Raw genomic sequence first — 15,747 nt, 5'->3', positions numbered from 1 at the left:
AGAAAGTTTGAGGTGCAATATGCTCGATCGGGAAGGGTTCCGCCCCAACGTCGGCATCATCCTGCTGAACGCCCATAACGAGGTGTGGTGGGGCAAGCGGGTGCGCGAGCACTCATGGCAGTTTCCGCAAGGCGGCATCAAATACGGAGAGACGCCGGAACAGGCGATGTACCGGGAGCTGGAAGAGGAAATCGGTCTGCGGGCCGAGCACGTCAAGATTGTCGGTCGCACCCGCGACTGGCTGCGCTATGAGGTGCCGGACCATTTCATCAAGCGGGAAATCCGCGGCCATTACCGTGGCCAGAAGCAGATCTGGTTCCTGTTGCGCATGTGCGCCCGGGACAACGACGTCAACCTGCGCCTGACCGACCATCCGGAATTTGACGCCTGGCGCTGGCATGACTACTGGGTGCCGCTCGATGTCGTGATTGAATTCAAGCGCGAGGTCTATCAGCGCGCCTTGCAGGAGCTGTCACGCTTCCTGACCTGGCCGCCGAACGGCCACGAGCGCCGCCATCACGGCTCGCGCTACCTGCGCCAGCCGCATGCGCCGCGCGCCAACGGCAGCCCGGCCGCGGCGCCGGCGCTGGTCACGGCCGAGGCCTCGGCTGCGGCCACCGCCTGCGCCACCGAGGAGAAGAAGTAAGCGGCAACGGGACGGCCTTGGGCCGTCCCGTTTTTTTTGCTTACAGGATCTGGCAGGCCTCGTCGAAGGCCAGGCGCGGCGCGCGCGGGCGGATCTTGGCCGGGTCGCCGTAGCCGATGTTGCAGAGGAAGTTGGATTTGACGGCGCTGCCGGCAAAGAAGGCCGCGTCCACCTGGGCGTGGTCAAAGCCGGACATCGGGCCGACGTCCAGCCCCAGCGCACGGGCCGCCAGGATCAGGTAGCCGCCCTGCAGCGACGAGTTGCGGAAGGCGGTGGACTGGATCGCCGCGTCATTGCCGGCGAACCAGGCACGCGCGTCCACCGCCGGCGACAGCTGCGGCAGCTTTTCGTAGAATTCCATGTCCATGCCGACGATCACCGTCACCGGCGCCGCCAGGGTCTTGGCCAGGTTGCCTTCCGACAGGGCCGGCGCCAGCCTGGCCTTGGCCTCGGGCGAGCGCACGAACACCAGCCGCGCCGGCGCGCCGTTGGCGGCGGTCGGGGCCCAGCGCAGGGCGTCGTACAGCTGGCGCAGCTGGGCGTCGCTGAGCGGGCGGTCTTGCCAGCCGTTGTGGGTGTGGGCGTTGTAGAACAGCGTGTCGAGGGCGGATTGGTTCAACATGGTCGGGGCAAAAAAGTTGGTGAGCTGGCATCATACCAGCCGCGCCCCGCGCCGGTCCTCCGCTAGAGGTACAATGGCGCCATGTTTAATCCCTCTTCCGACGATGTGCGCCGCTTTTTCTGCGAGACCTTCCGCAAGCAGCGCGCCAACCAGATCCTGACGCCGCTGGAAACCATGGCGGCCGACTGGATCGGCCACCATCCCGAATACCACGACGTGCTGGGCGACGTCGACACCGCGCTGACGCGTGATTACCGGGTCGAGGGCGCGCAGGCCAATCCGTTCCTGCACCTGTCCATGCACCTGTCGATCGACGAACAGATTTCGATCGACCAGCCGCCCGGCATCCGCGCGCTGGCCACCGCGCTCACGCTCAAGCTGGACGATGCGCACGCGGCGCAGCATGAAATCATGGAATGTCTGGGCGAGATGATCTGGAACGCCCAGCGCAACGGCACCCCGCCCGACGGCGCCGCCTACCTTGAGGCCATCCGGCGCCGGCTGTAAACGTCGGGGTCAGCTCTGTCAAATGGACATTTCGCGCGCGAAATGTCCATTTGACAGAGCTGACCCCGAATTTCAGCGGTGGGTGGCCAGCGTGGTGGGCAGGCTGTGCAGGTAGGCGGCGATGTCCTGGATGTCCTGCTTGCTCAGCGGCTTGACCTGGCCGGTCATGATGGCGTTGTTGCGGCCGTTGGCGCCGTCGCCGCGCTGGTAGGCTGTCAGCGCATGCGCCAGGTAGTCGCGGTGCTGACCGGCCAGCTTCGGATAGCTGGGGTCGATCGGGGTGTTGTAGTCCTTGCCGTGGCAGCTGAAGCACGCGTATTTCTCGGTCAGCGCCTTGCCGGCGTCCACATTGCCGCCCGCCTGCGCAGTGCCGGCAGCGATCCAGGTCAGGCCGATGGCCGCAATCAGTTTGTTCATGAACTCGGTCCTCATTTCGGGTCGGCGGTGCGGGTCTGCTGCGCGTAGAACGCCGCCACGTCGGCCATGTCCTGGTCCGACAGGCTGGCCGCGATGCCCTTCATCGACGGATGCTTGCGGTCCCCTTTTTTGTACGCCTGCAGCGCGCTCTCGATGTACTTGGCCGACTGGCCGCCAATCATCGGCACTTGGTACACTTCGGGGAAGGTGGCCTTGTAGCCGGGGATGCCGTGGCAACCGATGCACATTTCTATCTTGGCCTTGGCGTTCTGGGCATTGCCCACAAGGTCCGCCGCCACGGCGATTTGCGACAGGCCTGCCAGCACGAGGAGTGCGGTGAGTTTTTTCATGGTGTCTCTAAGTAAGTAATCGGATACTGCTATCTCGGATACTTCTACCACGGTGTCACTATATTGACTTTTGTACTATTTGTGCAGGGATTCTAACCCAAGTACTTTACAGAAACAACACAGCGGCCGTGCGCTATCGAGCACCGGCTCTAGCGTTTCCCCCTATACTGTTGCATTTATCCGGACATTCCCATGCACGCTCGTTTTGAAGGTTCCGACCAGTACGTCGCCACCGCCGACCTGAAACTGGCCGTCAACGCCGCCCTCACCCTGCAACGCCCGCTGCTGATCAAGGGCGAACCGGGCACCGGCAAGACCATGCTGGCCGAGGAGGTGGCCGCCGCGCTCGGCATGCCGCTGCTGCAGTGGCACGTCAAGTCGACCACCAAGGCGCAGCAGGGCCTGTACGAGTACGACGCCGTCTCGCGCCTGCGCGACTCCCAGCTGGGCGACGAGCGCGTGCGCGATATCCACAATTACATCGTCAAGGGGGTGCTGTGGCAGGCGTTTACCGCGCCGGCGCCGGTGGTGCTGCTGATCGATGAAATCGACAAGGCCGACATCGAGTTCCCCAACGACCTGCTGCGCGAACTGGATCGCATGGAGTTCTATGTCTACGAGACGCGCGAGATGGTGCGCGCGCTCCACCGGCCGCTGGTGATCATCACGTCCAACAATGAAAAGGAGCTGCCGGACGCCTTCCTGCGCCGCTGCTTCTTCCACTACATCAAATTCCCCGACCGCGACACCATGGCGCAGATCGTTCAGGTGCATTACCCGCACCTGAAGCAGGAGTTGCTGGCACAGGCGCTGCAGACGTTTTACGAGTTGCGCGAGGTCCAGGGTCTGAAGAAGAAGCCATCGACCTCGGAATTCCTCGACTGGCTCAAGCTCCTGATGGCGGAAGACATTCCGCCGGCGGCGCTGCGCAGCCAGGACAGCAAGGCCATCGTGCCGCCGCTGCACGGCGCGCTGCTGAAGAACGAGCAGGATGTCCATCTGTTCGAGCGTCTGGTCTTCATGTCGCGCAGCAACCGATGAACACCATCCTGCCCACCACCCTGGAGCTGCACGGCGTGCGCCTGGAACCGCTGGGCGCCCACCACGCCGATGGCCTGCGCGCGGCCGCCAGCGATGGCCAGCTGTGGCAGCTGCGCGTCACCTCGGTGCCCGAGCCGCACGAGGTCGACGCCTACATCTACAAGGCCAGCGAGCAGCGCCCCACCCGGCTGGCGTTTGCCGTGATCGACGTTGCCAGCGGCGCGCTGGTCGGCACCACCAGCTACCACGATATCGTGCCGGCCATCGGCCGGCTGGAGATCGGCTACACCTGGTACGCCAAGCGCTGGCAGCGCACCCACGTCAACACCACCTGCAAGCTGCTGTTGATGACGCATGCGTTTGAAACGCTGGGCGCGGCGCTGGTGGGGCTGCGCACTGACAATTTCAACCACGCCTCGCAGGCGGCCATCGAGCGCCTCGGCGCCAAAAAGGATGGCGTGCTGCGCCACCACGCCGTGCGCCGCGACGGCACCGTGCGCGACACCGTCATGTACAGCATCGCCGCCGGCGAATGGCCGGAAATCAAGGCGCATCTGCGCTACCAGCTGGCGCGGCACGGGATGAGCTGAGATGCTGATCGATTTTTTCTTCACGCTGAAGGACGCCAGGATTCCGGTCACCATCAAGGAGTTTCTGACGCTGCTGGAAGCCATGCAAAAACAGGTCATCAGCGGCTCGCTGGACGACTTTTACTATCTCGCGCGCCTGACGCTGGTCAAGGACGAGGCCCACTTCGACAAGTTCGACCGCGCCTTCGGCCTGTATTTCAAGGGCGTCAGCGCGGCTTTTGAGGAAAACGGCGCGGTGCCGCTGGACTGGCTGGTGCAGCGCATGAAGCGCGAGCTGACGCCCGAGCAGATCGACGCGCTGGAAAAGTTCGGCTACGACCAGCTGATAGACCGGCTGCGCAAGTTGCTCAAGGAGCAGAAGGAGCGCCACGAGGGCGGCAGCAAGTGGATCGGCACCGGCGGCACCTCGCCCTTCGGCCATGGCGGCACCAATCCGGAAGGCATCCGCATCGGCGGCAAGGGCGGCAACCGCAGCGCGGTCAAGGTGTGGGAGGCCCGTACTTACAAGGACTATGACGGCGAGCGCGAAATCGGCACGCGCAATATCAAGGTGGCGTTGCGCCGCCTGCGCAAGTTCGCGCGCCAGGGCGCGGCCGAGGAACTGGCGCTGGACGATACCATCCGCGCCACCGCCAGCAACGCCGGATACCTCGATATCAAGATGCAGCCGGAGCGCAAGAACAATATCAAGGTGCTGATGCTGTTTGATGTCGGCGGCACCATGGACGACCATATCGAGCGCACCGAGGAGCTGTTCTCGGCCTCAAAGTCGGAGTTCAAGAACATGGAGTTCTTCTACTTCCACAACTGCGTGTACGACCATCTGTGGAAGAACAACCGGCGCCGCCATTCGGAGCGCTTCCCGACCTGGGACGTGCTGCGCAAGTACCCGCCCGACACCAAGCTGATTTTTGTCGGCGACGCCACCATGAGCCCCTACGAGATTTTGCAGCCGGGCGGCTCGGTGGAGTACAACAACGAGGAGGCGGGCAGCGCCTGGCTGGCGCGCTTCACGGCGGCCTTCCCGAAATTCGTCTGGCTCAACCCGGAGCCGGAGCATATCTGGCAATACCGCCAGTCGGTCGGCATTATCCGCCAGTTGATGAACCACCGCATGTTCCCGCTGACCATGGACGGCCTGGAACGCGCCATGCGCACGCTCAGCAAGTAATCCCCCACTGCGGCCAGCAGGGTAGCTCAATCCGGCAGCTGCAGGCGGTAGCCGACCGCCGTTTCGGTCAGCAGGTAGCGCGGCTGAGTGGGATCGGCTTCCAGCTTGTGGCGCAGGTGGCCCATGTAGATGCGCAGATAGTGGCCGTTCTCGGCCTGCGACGGGCCCCATACGGCGCGCAGCAGCTGCGGGTTGGTCATCACGCGGTTGGCATTCCCGGCCAGCACCGCCAGCAGCCGGTATTCGGTCGGCGTCAGGTGCACCTGTTCGCCGTTGCGGGTGACGCGCCGCTGCTGCAGGTCGAGCGCAATCTCGCCGAAGCGGATCAGGCCATCGCTGGCGGCGGCCGGCTGGCGCTGGCGGCGCAGGGTGGCGCGCACCCGCGCCAGCAGTTCGCCGGTGCCGAATGGCTTGGTCAGATAGTCGTCGGCGCCGGCGTCCAGCGCGCGGATTTTCTCGGTCTCGCTGACGCGCGCCGACAGCACGATCACCGGCACCGTCGACCATTTGCGCAGGTCGGTCACGAAGTCGACGCCGTCGCCGTCCGGCAGGCCCAGATCAAGCACGATCAGGTCGGGCTGGCGCGTGCCGGCGTCGATCAGGCCGCGCTGCAGACCGGGCGCTTCGTGCACCTGCCAGCCCGCTTCTTCCAGTGCGGCGCGCACAAAGCGGCGGATTTGCGGTTCGTCTTCGACCAGCAGAGCGGTCGGCGCGGTGTCAGTCATATTGATCACTCATGAGGTTCCTCGTCCGGCATGGCCGGTGGTGTGCCCAGCGGCAGTGTGAAGGTGAAGGCCGCGCCGCCCAGCGCCGACGGGCCGGCGCCTGCGCGACCGGGCGCACTGGCGGCGCCTTGGTCGTTGGCGGCGCCTTGGCCGCTGGCGGCGCCTTGGCCGCTGGCGGCCGTGATCGTGCCGCCGTGCGCCTCGACGATGGCGCGGCAGATCGCCAGCCCCAGCCCCACGCCCGGCTTGGCCGATTCGCGCGCGCCGCGCGTGAATTTTTCAAACAGGATGTCGGCGCGCCCCGGCGGCAGGCCCGGGCCGTCGTCGGCCACGGTCACCTGCAGCCAGGCGCCGTGCAGCGCCGCGCTGATGACGATGTGGGCGCTGGCCGGCGTGTATTTGGCGGCGTTTTCCAGCAGGTTGGCCAGCACGCGCTCGATCAGCACCGCATCGTAGCGCACCAGCGGCAGGTCCGGCGGCAGTTTGGTACTGACGCGGTGCCCCTGCAGCTGGGTGGCACTGGCGCGCAAGGCGCTGCCCACCACTTCCTCCAGCGGCTGCCACTCCAGATGGAGTTTGACCTCGCCACTCTGGATGCGCGCCATGTCCAGCAGATTGGCCACCAATGTGCTCATGCGCAGCGCCTCGTCGTGCAGCGCGCGCGCGCTGTCCAGCTGAGCTGCGCTCAGCGCCGGCTTCGAGCCCGCCAGCGCTTCGGACAGGCCGACCAGCGAGGTCAAAGGCGTGCGCAGGTCGTGCGACAGCGCCGCCAGCAGCGAGTTGCGCAGCCGTTCGGACTCCATGCTGACCAGCGCTGCCTGCGCCACGTCGATGTAGTGCACGCGTTCGAGCGCGATGGCGGCCAGCGCGGCAAAGGTGTCCAGTTGCTGGCGCTGTTCCGGGATCAGTATCCAGCGCCGCTGCTGCGGCTCGATCGCCAGCACGCCGCGCGTGCGCATCGGCGCCACCAGCGGCAGGTAGAACAGGCGGCTGGCCGGCAGGGTGCCGGTGCCGAGCCCGGCCGGCTCGGCGCGGTCGTAGGCCCACTGGGCGATGCCAATGTCAAGCACCGACAGCGGCGCGCTGCCGGCCAGCTCGGCGGCGGCCTGCGGCGGCAGCTGCAAGCGGCCGTCGGCGTCCGGCAGCAGCAGCGTGGCGCGCGCGCGGAAGGCGCGCTGGATCACGCTGCGGGTAGCGTCGAAGATTTGTTCGGTCTGCAGCACGCCGGACAGTTCGCGCGCGAATTCGTACAGCGCGCGGGCGCGCTGTTCGCGCTGCGCCGCCACGCGCGCCTGGAAGCGCAGGCCGGCTGTCAGGTGGCCGGTGATCAGGCCGACCGCCAGCATCACCACAAAGGTGATCAGGTACTGGAAGTCGCTGACGGCAAAGGTGAAGCGCGGCGGCACGAAGAAGAAGTCGAAGCAGGCCACGCTGACGCAGGTGGCCAGCACCGACGGCCCGCGCCCGTAACGCACCGCCACCAGCACCACCACCAGCAGAAACAGCATGGCGATGTTGGCCAGGTCGAGGTAGGCCAGCAAGGGCGTGGCCGCCAGCGCGGTCGCCACGCTGGCCGCCGCCGCGACGGGGTAGCCGACCTTGCGCCGGCGCCGTGCCGGCACGGCCGCCTCGCCGGCGATGGCGTCGGCGCCGTTCGCTGCGCCGCGTGCAGCGCGTACGGCATCGTCTTCAGTGACGCTGCCAGATGCGCCGTGTGCCGCCTGCGCCGCGCCGTCGCCGGCCACGCGCTCGCCAGCGCCACCGACGTCACCGGCGACGGCGCCCCATGCCCCGCCCCATGCGCCGGGCCACGTGCCCTGCCCCGCGCCGTCGGCGTGGTGCGCGGCGGCAGAGCTGCTGCTGGCGGCGCGCGGCGGGGTGCGCGGGGCGCCGATTTCAATCAGGTCGAGGTCGGGCGCGTACTGCGCCAGCCGCGCGCGGTGCGACGCGCGCCACGGTTGCCACGCGCTGCGGTGGGCGCGCCCCAGCACCAGCTTGGACAGGTTGTGGCTGCGCGCGTACTCAAGCGCGGTGGCGGCAATGTCCTGCCCCGCCAGCACCGCGGTGCTGGCGCCCAGGTCTTCGGCCAGCTTGAGGTGTTTCAGAATCTGCTCGCGCTGCGCGGCCGGCAGCCGTTGCAGCGCCGGCGTCTCGACGTACACCGCATGCCAGCCGGCGCCAAGCTGGCTGGCCAGGCGCGCCGTGCTGCGCACCGTGTGCTCGCCGTCGGCGCGCGGGCCGACGCAGGCCAGCAACGCGGCGCCGGTCTGCCAGATGTCGGCAATCGATTGCTCCACGCGGTAGGCGCGCACGTCGCCCTCGATACGGTCGGCGGTGCGCCGCAGCGCGAGCTCGCGCAGCGCGATCAGGTTCCCTTTGCGGAAGAAGTGCTTCGATGCGCGCTCGGCCTGCGCCGCCTGGTACACCTTGCCGCCCTGCAGGCGCGCCAGCAGCTCGTCGGCCGGCAGGTCGACCAGCACCACTTCGTCGGCATGGTCGAACACCGTGTCCGGCACCGTCTCGGCCACGCGGATGCCGGTGATGCCGCCCACCACGTCGTTCAGACTTTCCAGGTGCTGGACGTTGACGGTGGTGAGCACGTCGATGCCGGCGTCCAGCAGCTCGTCGACGTCCTGCCAGCGCTTCGGGTGGCGCGAGCCGGGCGCGTTGGTGTGCGCCAGTTCGTCCATCAGGATCAGGGGCGGCTGCAGCGCCAGCGCGGCGTCGAGGTCGAATTCGGCCAACTGCCTGCCGCGGTAGGCCACGCTGCGCGGCGCCAGCTGCGGCAGGCCGGCCAGCATGGCGGCGGTGTCGGCGCGGCCGTGGGTTTCGACCACGCCGACCAGCACCGGCTGGCCCTCGGCCTGCAGCTTGCGCGCGGCGGCCAGCATGGCGTAGGTCTTGCCGACGCCGGCCGAGGCGCCGAAGTAGATGCGCAGCTTGCCGCGCGCGGCGCGGCGCTCCTGCGCCTGCACCTGCGCCAGCAGCGCGTCAGGGTCGGGGCGTGCGGGCAGCGAGCGGACGGGGTCGGAGGGGAAGGCCATGCGCGGATTTTACTCTCAGCTACGCGTTTGCGCGCGCTCCAGCGCCAGATTCAGCGCCAGCACGTTGACGCGCGCCTCACCCAGGAATCCCAGCCACTGCGGCTGCGTGGCGCGCGCGATCAGCGCCAGCACCTGCTCGCGGCTGATGTGGCGCGCGGCGGCGATGCGGCCGGCCTGGTAGCGCGCGGCCGCCACGCTGATCTCGGGATCGAGGCCGCTGGCCGAAGCGGTCACCAGGTCGACCGGGATGGCCGCCGTGTTGCCCGGATCGGCCGCGCGCAGCGCTGCGATGCGGCCCTTGACGGCGTCCAGCAGGGCCGGGTTGTTGGGGCCGAGGTTGGAACCGCCCGAGCCGGCCGCGTTGTTCGGCATCGGGCCGGTGGCCGAGGGACGGCCCCAGAAGTATTGCGGCGCGCTGAAGGCCTGGCCGATCAGCGCCGAGCCGACCGCCTGGCCGTTCACTTCAATGATGCTGCCGGCCGCCTGCTGCGGGAAGGCGGCCGCGCCGATGCCGGTCACGGCCAGCGGGTACAGCACGCCGCAGATCAGGGTCAGCACGGCAAAGATGGTGAGGGCAGGACGTAATTGGGAAGTCATGTTAGCTCCAGTTCAGCCGTCATTCCCGCCTGCGCGGGAGCGACGGGTTAGACGAGGTTGAATGCGGCCAGCAGCAGGTCGATGGCCTTGATGCCGATGAACGGCAGGACAATGCCGCCCACGCCGTACAGCAGCAGGTTGCGGCGCAGCAGGGCCACGGCGCCGATCGCGCGGTAGCGCACCCCCTTGAGCGCCAGCGGGATCAGCACCACGATGATCAAGGCGTTGAAGATCACCGCCGACATGATGGCCGACGCCGGGCTGGCCAGGTGCATGATGTCGAGCGCCTGCAGTTGCGGGAAGGTGCCGACAAACGCCGCCGGGATGATGGCGAAGTACTTGGCGATGTCGTTGGCGATCGAGAAGGTGGTCAGCGCGCCGCGCGTCATCAGCATCTGCTTGCCGATTTCGACGATTTCCAGCAGCTTGGTCGGGTTCGAGTCCAGGTCGACCATGTTGCCCGCTTCCTTGGCTGCCTGCGTGCCCGAGTTCATCGCCACCGCGACGTCGGCCTGCGCCAGCGCCGGCGCGTCGTTGGTGCCGTCGCCGGTCATGGCCACCAGCCGGCCTTCGGCCTGGTAGCTGCGGATCAGTTTTAATTTGTCTTCCGGCGTGGCTTCGGCCAGGAAGTCGTCCACGCCCGCCTCGGCGGCGATGGCGGCGGCGGTCAGCTTGTTGTCGCCGGTGATCATCACGGTCTTGATGCCCATGCGACGCAGCTCGGCGAAACGCTCCCTGATGCCGCCCTTGACGATGTCCTTCAGCTCGACCACGCCCATCACGGCCGGCGTGCCGGCGCCGGCGCTATCGACCACCACCAGCGGCGTGCTGCCGCGGCGCGCGATGTCGTCCACCGCGCGCGCCACTGCGGCCGGATACGGCTGGCCGAGCGAGGCCAGGTACTGGCGCACCGTCTCCGCCGCGCCCTTGCGGATGCTGCGCACCGCGCCGCCCGTGGTCACGGCGCCATGCGCCAGGCCATCGGCGCCGCCGCCCGCGCCGGCCGGCAGGTCGATGCCGCTCATGCGGGTCTGCGCGCTGAACGGCACGAACGTCGCGTTCAGCGCCGCCATCTTGCGTTCGCGGATGTTGAACTTCTGCTTGGCCAGCACCACGATGGAGCGCCCTTCCGGCGTGTCGTCGGCCAGCGAGGCCAGTTGCGCCACCTCGGCCAGCTGCTGCTCGCTCACGCCGGGCGCCGGCACGAAGGCCGCGGCCTGGCGGTTGCCGAGCGTGATGGTGCCGGTTTTATCGAGCAGCAGCACGTCGACGTCGCCGGCCGCTTCCACCGCGCGGCCCGAGGTGGCAATCACGTTGGCCTGCATCATGCGGCTCATGCCGGCCACGCCGATCGCCGACAGCAGGCCGCCGATGGTGGTCGGGATCAGGCACACCAGGAGCGCGATCAGCACGGTGATGGTGACCGGCTTACTTGCCACACCTGCGGCGCCGGCGGCGCTGACCGAGAACAGCGAGAACGGCAGCAGGGTCACGGTCACCACAAGGAACACGATGGTCAGCGCCACCAGCAGGATGGTCAGGGCGATTTCGTTGGGGGTCTTCTGGCGCTTGGCGCCTTCCACCATGGTGATCATACGGTCGAGGAAGGTCTCGCCCGGGTTGGCGCTGACGCGCACCACCAGCCAGTCCGACAGCACGCGCGTGCCGCCGGTGACCGACGAGAAATCGCCGCCCGATTCGCGGATCACCGGCGCCGATTCGCCGGTGATGGCGCTTTCGTCAACCGAAGCCACGCCTTCGATCACTTCGCCGTCGATCGGGATCACGTCGCCGGCTTCGACCAGGATATAGTGGCCCTTGCGCAGCTCCAGCGCCGGTGCCGGCAGCCAGGTGGTGCCATGCTTGGGCGTGGCCAGCTTCTTGGCCGTCACGCGCTGTTTCAGGCTGCGCAGCGAGGCCGCCTGCGCCTTGCTGCGGCCCTCGGCCAGCGCTTCGGCGAAATTCGCGAACAGCACCGTGAACCACAGCCACACGGCGCTGGCGGCGATGAAGCCGAACGGCGCCTCGCCCTTGCCACCCAGCGCCTGCGCCGCCAGCAAGGTGGTGATGATGCTGCCGACGTAGACCACGAACATCACGGGACTGCGCAGCTGGGTGCGCGGATGCAGCTTGCGCAAGGCGTCGGCCATGGCCGGCAGCACCAGCGTCGATTCGAACATGCGCAGCTTCCTGGCCGGCGGATTGGTAAACAATGTACTAGCTTGTGACATGGTGACTCCTTATTGGGCAAACAGCTGCAGGTGGTCGACGACCGGACCAAGCGCCAGCGCCGGCACGTAATTCAATACGCCGACCAGCGCCACCACGCCGCACAGCAGGCCGATGAACATGGCGCCGTGGGTCGGCATGGTGCCGGCGTTGGCCGCCAGGCGCTGCTTGCCGGCCAGCGAACCGGCAATTGCCAGAATCGGCACGATCATGGCGAAGCGGCCGAACCACATGGCGATCGCCAGCATGGTGTTGTAGAACGGCGTGTTGGCCGACAGCCCGGCAAACGCGCTGCCGTTGTTGTTGGCGGCCGAGCTGAAGGCGTACAGGATTTCCGAGAAGCCGTGCGCGCCCGGGTTGGCCACACCGGCCGTGCCGGCCTCGCACATGACCGCAATCGCGGTGCCGGCCAGCACCAGCGTCGGCGTGACCAGGATGGCGATCGCGGTCATCTTCATCTCATACGCCTGGATTTTCTTGCCCAGGTATTCGGGCGTGCGGCCGATCATCAGGCCGGCGATGAACACCGCCAGGATGGCAAAGATCAGCATGCCGTACAGGCCCGAACCGACGCCGCCGAAAATCACTTCGCCGAACTGGATCAAGAGCATCGGGATCAGGCCGCCGGCCGGCATGAAGGAGTCATGCATGGCGTTGACCGCGCCGCACGAGGCGGCCGTGGTGACGGCCGCGAACAGGGCCGAAGCGCTGATGCCAAAGCGCGTCTCCTTGCCTTCCATATTGCCGCCGGCCTGCAGCGCGCTGGCCGTCTGGTCGACGTTGAGCGCCTGCAGCCCCGGATGCACGGCCTGCTCGGCGCCCAGCACGCACACGGTGCAGGCCACGAACAGGATGGTCATCGCGCCCAGCACCGCCCAGCCCTGGCGCGGGTCGCCCACCATGCGGCCGAAGGCGAAGCACAGGCCGGCCGGGATCAGGAAGATGGCCAGCATCTGGGCGAAGTTGCTCAGCGCGGTGGGGTTTTCATACGGATGCGCCGAGTTGGCGTTGAAGAAGCCGCCGCCATTGGTGCCCAGCATCTTGATCGCTTCCTGCGAGGCCACCGGGCCCATGGCAATGGTCTGGGTGCGGGTGGTCAGCGTTTCGGTCACCGGCTGGCCTTGCGCGTCCTTCAGCGGCTGGCCGTCGGCGCCCACCTTCGGCTGGGTGTAGGTGACCGCGTCCAGCAGCTGGACCTCTTTGTAGGGCGAGAAATTCTGGATCACGCCCTGCCCCATCAGGAACACCGCGAACAGCAGCGACAGCGGCAGCAGCAGGTACAGCGTGGCGCGCGTGATATCGACCCAGAAGTTGCCGATCGATTGGGCCGAGCGCGCGGCAAAGCCGCGAATCAGCGCATAGGCGACGGCGATGCCGGTGGCGGCCGAGAAGAAGTTCTGCGCCGCCAGCACCAGCATCTGGGTCAGGTAGCCCATGGTCTGCTCGCCGCTGTAGCCCTGCCAGTTGGTGTTGGCCACAAAGCTGACGGCGGTGTCAAACGCCGAATCCGGGCTGACGTTGGCCATCGCCTGCGGATTGAGCGGCAGCCACGCCTGCACCCGTTGCAGGCCGTAGGTGACCAGCGCGCCGATCACGCTGAACAGCAGCAGCGAGATGGCGTAGGCCTTCCAGCCCTGCCCCTGTTTCGGGTCGACACCGGCGGCGCGGTAGATCAGGTGCTCGATGCGCGCCATCCAGCCCATGCCGGGCACCGGCGCAGCGCTGCCGTCGCCGATGCGCGCCAGCACCATGCCGAGCGGCCAGGCCAGTGCCAGCAGCACGGCCAGGAACACGATCAGCAGCACGATAGATTGGGTGGTCATGTTACAGGTCCTCCGCTTTCAGCAGGGCCGCCACCAGATACACCAGCAGGCCGGCCGAGGCGATGGCGCCGATCACATAAAACGTGTTCATGGCTGGCCTCCCAATTTGTCGCAGCCGGCGGCCATCGCCACCGTCAGCAGGAAAAACAGCGCCGTGGCGCCGATAAATACAAAGTCCATCACACCCTCACAGGTCTCGTTTTGATAGGGTGAAGGTTAGCCAAAAGGGTCTAAAAACTGTGTAAAGACTTGGCGGCGGGGTGTAAACAAAGCGTAAAAATTTACGCCGCGTTTGCGGGCGGCGCGGCGTTATTTAGAACGTTTTTACGGGCCTGCCGCTACCCTGGAACCATGGCAACTACCGATGGACATCATGGACACTTGTTTATACGGCATCTGGGTGCCGCTGGTCACGCCGATGCTGCACGGCGAACTCGATCTGTCGCGCTTGCAGCGGCTGGCCGAGCGCGTGATCGCCGACGGCGCCCACGGGCTGGTGGTGTGCGGCACCACCGGCGAGGCGCCGCAGCTGGATTTGTCTGAACAGAGCGCGGCGCTGGCCGCGGTGCTGGAGGTGGCGCGCAAGCGCTGCCCGGTGCTGATGGGCATAGGCGGCAGCGACACCTTTGCTGCCGCCAGCCGGGTGCTGGAGTTTGACGACGCGGAGTTGGCCGGCTATCTGGTCTCCACGCCGGCCTATGTGCGGCCGTCGCAGGAAGGCTTGCTGCGCCATTTCGAGACCATCGCCGACGCCACCAGCCGCCCTATCGTGCTGTACAACGTGCCGGCCCGCACCGGCGTGCACCTGGAGCTGGCCACGGCGCGCCGGCTGGCCGAGCGCCCGCAGTTCGCCGCCATCAAGGAGGCCGGCGGCAGCCTGCGGCAGATGAGCTCCCTCATGCAGCACACGCCTTTGTCGGTGCTGTGCGGCGACGATGTGCTGCTGTTTGCCGCGTTGTGCGGCGGCGCGCATGGCGCGATTTCGGCGTCGGCGCATATCCGCACCGATTTGTATGTGCAGCTGTTTGATCTGGTGCGCGCGCAGCGGCTCGATCAGGCGCGTACGCTGGCGGCCGTGCTGCTGCCGATGATGCAGCTGCTGTTCTCCGAACCGAATCCGGCCCCGCTCAAGGCCGCGCTGTCGATGCAAGGCCTGCTGCGCGACGAACTGCGCCTGCCGATGGTGCCCGCCACCACGGCCTGCAAGCAGCAACTGGCCGCCGCGCTGGAGGCATTGGACCGCCTGCCGCGCTGCCACAGCACTGCAGCGGCGCCGGCATCGGCGCGCTATTCGCTGGCTCACGCGGTGGGGGCCTTATGATCGTCGCCCTGACCGGTGTGGACGGCGACGGCACCGTCGCCGATCTGGCCGAAGACTTGGCCATGCTGCGCGTGGCCGCCGGCAAGCGCGTGCTGCTGGTGGCGCCCAATCCCGGCGCTTACGATGCGCAGCTCTATGACGATCTGGTGGTCAACGCCTCGCCGCAAGGCGCGCCCAAGGCGGATGCCACACTGGCGCGCGCCGGCGTGATTCTGGCGCTGCTGCAGCCGGCAACGCTGGAGCAGCCGGACCAATACGCTGCCTTGCTGGCGCGCCTGCGGCTGGCGCAGCGCGCCAATCCTGCGGCCCGCCTGCTGGTGACGGTGGCGCACGGCCGGCGCCCACTGACGGCGCACCAGACAGGCTGCCTGCTGGTGTTCGTTGCCCAGTTGCCGCACGCCCGGCTGGCCGACACGCTGGTCCTGGACGACAGCGCCACCACCTACCACTCGCGCCACAGCGAACTGGAACTTCAGGCCTATAAGCAAGACCACAAACTGTGTGCTGCGGAAGTGCGCCATCTCTACCGCGAAATCTTCCGCCCTTCCGGGACGATATAGGGTGTGGGTCTTTTTTTTTCGGCGTTTTACTAAAATCGCCTAATCCGTACTACCCACTAATAAACGCTGATATTTCGCTCTAGCGAAAAAATAAACGGAACTAA

General features: G+C 67.2%; 17 protein-coding genes. 7 read left to right on the top strand and 10 right to left on the bottom strand.

What is annotated here, in order from left to right; all coding sequences use genetic code 11:
- Window positions 1–19 precede the first annotated feature (19 nt).
- On the top strand, window positions 20–646 hold the full coding sequence (locus ABDW57_RS02565; RefSeq protein WP_343728639.1) for an RNA pyrophosphohydrolase: 627 nt from the start codon (window positions 20–22) through the stop codon (window positions 644–646).
- A 40-nt stretch (window positions 647–686) separates the two neighbouring features.
- Here the strand turns inward: ABDW57_RS02565 and ABDW57_RS02560 are convergent, their stop codons facing one another.
- Entirely contained in the window at window positions 687–1,268 is a 582-nt protein-coding gene (locus tag ABDW57_RS02560) for a malonic semialdehyde reductase (RefSeq protein WP_343728638.1), read from the bottom strand.
- 81 nt (window positions 1,269–1,349) lie between these two features.
- Between ABDW57_RS02560 and ABDW57_RS02555 the strand changes: the two genes are divergently transcribed.
- Window positions 1,350–1,775 carry a DUF1841 family protein gene (locus tag ABDW57_RS02555; RefSeq protein ID WP_343728637.1) on the top strand — a complete coding sequence of 142 codons (426 nt, stop codon included), beginning with the start codon at window positions 1,350–1,352 and terminating at the stop codon, window positions 1,773–1,775.
- 72 nt (window positions 1,776–1,847) lie between these two features.
- Here the strand turns inward: ABDW57_RS02555 and ABDW57_RS02550 are convergent, their stop codons facing one another.
- Window positions 1,848–2,192, bottom strand: coding sequence for a cytochrome c (locus tag ABDW57_RS02550; protein WP_343728636.1), 345 nt, complete (start codon window positions 2,190–2,192; stop codon window positions 1,848–1,850).
- Between the two features lie 11 nt (window positions 2,193–2,203).
- Window positions 2,204–2,542 (bottom strand): cytochrome c, encoded by a 339-nt coding sequence (locus ABDW57_RS02545; protein WP_343728635.1) that lies wholly within the window; start codon window positions 2,540–2,542, stop codon window positions 2,204–2,206.
- Window positions 2,543–2,734: 192 nt separating this feature from the next.
- Between ABDW57_RS02545 and ABDW57_RS02540 the strand changes: the two genes are divergently transcribed.
- Genes ABDW57_RS02540 through ABDW57_RS02530 form a run of 3 tightly spaced genes read left to right on the top strand, consistent with a single transcriptional unit; the run spans window position 2,735 to window position 5,344 of the window.
- Window positions 2,735–3,583, top strand: coding sequence for a MoxR family ATPase (locus ABDW57_RS02540; RefSeq protein ID WP_343728634.1), 849 nt, complete (start codon window positions 2,735–2,737; stop codon window positions 3,581–3,583).
- Window positions 3,580–4,173, top strand: coding sequence for a GNAT family protein (locus tag ABDW57_RS02535; protein WP_343728633.1), 594 nt, complete (start codon window positions 3,580–3,582; stop codon window positions 4,171–4,173). The genes ABDW57_RS02540 and ABDW57_RS02535 overlap by 4 nt, the downstream gene beginning before the upstream one ends.
- Before the next feature lies 1 nt (window position 4,174).
- On the top strand, window positions 4,175–5,344 hold the full coding sequence (locus ABDW57_RS02530; protein WP_343728632.1) for a hypothetical protein: 1,170 nt from the start codon (window positions 4,175–4,177) through the stop codon (window positions 5,342–5,344).
- Window positions 5,345–5,370: 26 nt separating this feature from the next.
- On the opposite strand, the gene kdpE is transcribed toward ABDW57_RS02530, so the two are convergent.
- Genes kdpE through ABDW57_RS02495 form a run of 7 tightly spaced genes read right to left on the bottom strand, consistent with a single transcriptional unit; the run spans window position 5,371 to window position 13,942 of the window.
- A complete protein-coding gene (gene kdpE, locus ABDW57_RS02525) occupies window positions 5,371–6,069 on the bottom strand; it encodes a two-component system response regulator KdpE (protein ID WP_343728631.1) in 699 nt (232 codons plus the stop codon).
- A 5-nt stretch (window positions 6,070–6,074) separates the two neighbouring features.
- Window positions 6,075–9,113, bottom strand: coding sequence for a DUF4118 domain-containing protein (locus ABDW57_RS02520; protein WP_343728630.1), 3,039 nt, complete (start codon window positions 9,111–9,113; stop codon window positions 6,075–6,077).
- 15 nt (window positions 9,114–9,128) lie between these two features.
- The gene (kdpC, locus tag ABDW57_RS02515) at window positions 9,129–9,710 is read right to left on the bottom strand and encodes a potassium-transporting ATPase subunit KdpC (RefSeq protein WP_343728629.1); all 582 of its coding nucleotides are present in this window, start codon (window positions 9,708–9,710) and stop codon (window positions 9,129–9,131) included.
- A gap of 47 nt (window positions 9,711–9,757) precedes the next feature.
- Window positions 9,758–11,941 (bottom strand): potassium-transporting ATPase subunit KdpB, encoded by a 2,184-nt coding sequence (gene kdpB, locus ABDW57_RS02510; RefSeq protein WP_343728628.1) that lies wholly within the window; start codon window positions 11,939–11,941, stop codon window positions 9,758–9,760.
- Window positions 11,942–11,950: 9 nt separating this feature from the next.
- The gene (kdpA, locus tag ABDW57_RS02505) at window positions 11,951–13,762 is read right to left on the bottom strand and encodes a potassium-transporting ATPase subunit KdpA (protein WP_343728627.1); all 1,812 of its coding nucleotides are present in this window, start codon (window positions 13,760–13,762) and stop codon (window positions 11,951–11,953) included.
- A gap of 1 nt (window position 13,763) precedes the next feature.
- Window positions 13,764–13,853 (bottom strand): K(+)-transporting ATPase subunit F, encoded by a 90-nt coding sequence (gene kdpF, locus ABDW57_RS02500; protein ID WP_343728626.1) that lies wholly within the window; start codon window positions 13,851–13,853, stop codon window positions 13,764–13,766.
- Window positions 13,850–13,942, bottom strand: coding sequence for a potassium ABC transporter ATPase (locus ABDW57_RS02495; protein WP_211923326.1), 93 nt, complete (start codon window positions 13,940–13,942; stop codon window positions 13,850–13,852). Before ABDW57_RS02495 ends, kdpF begins: the two co-directional genes overlap by 4 nt.
- A 193-nt stretch (window positions 13,943–14,135) precedes the next feature.
- Between ABDW57_RS02495 and dapA the strand changes: the two genes are divergently transcribed.
- The gene (gene dapA, locus ABDW57_RS02490) at window positions 14,136–15,083 is read left to right on the top strand and encodes a 4-hydroxy-tetrahydrodipicolinate synthase (protein WP_343728625.1); all 948 of its coding nucleotides are present in this window, start codon (window positions 14,136–14,138) and stop codon (window positions 15,081–15,083) included.
- On the top strand, window positions 15,080–15,643 hold the full coding sequence (locus tag ABDW57_RS02485; protein ID WP_343728624.1) for a hypothetical protein: 564 nt from the start codon (window positions 15,080–15,082) through the stop codon (window positions 15,641–15,643). The genes dapA and ABDW57_RS02485 overlap by 4 nt, the downstream gene beginning before the upstream one ends.
- Window positions 15,644–15,747 lie beyond the last annotated feature (104 nt).

It is taken from the genome of Duganella sp., from assembly GCF_039595735.1.
In the GTDB taxonomy this organism is placed as follows: Bacteria; Pseudomonadota; Gammaproteobacteria; order Burkholderiales; family Burkholderiaceae_D; genus Rugamonas.
This window is presented reverse-complemented; position numbering and strand designations above follow the sequence as displayed.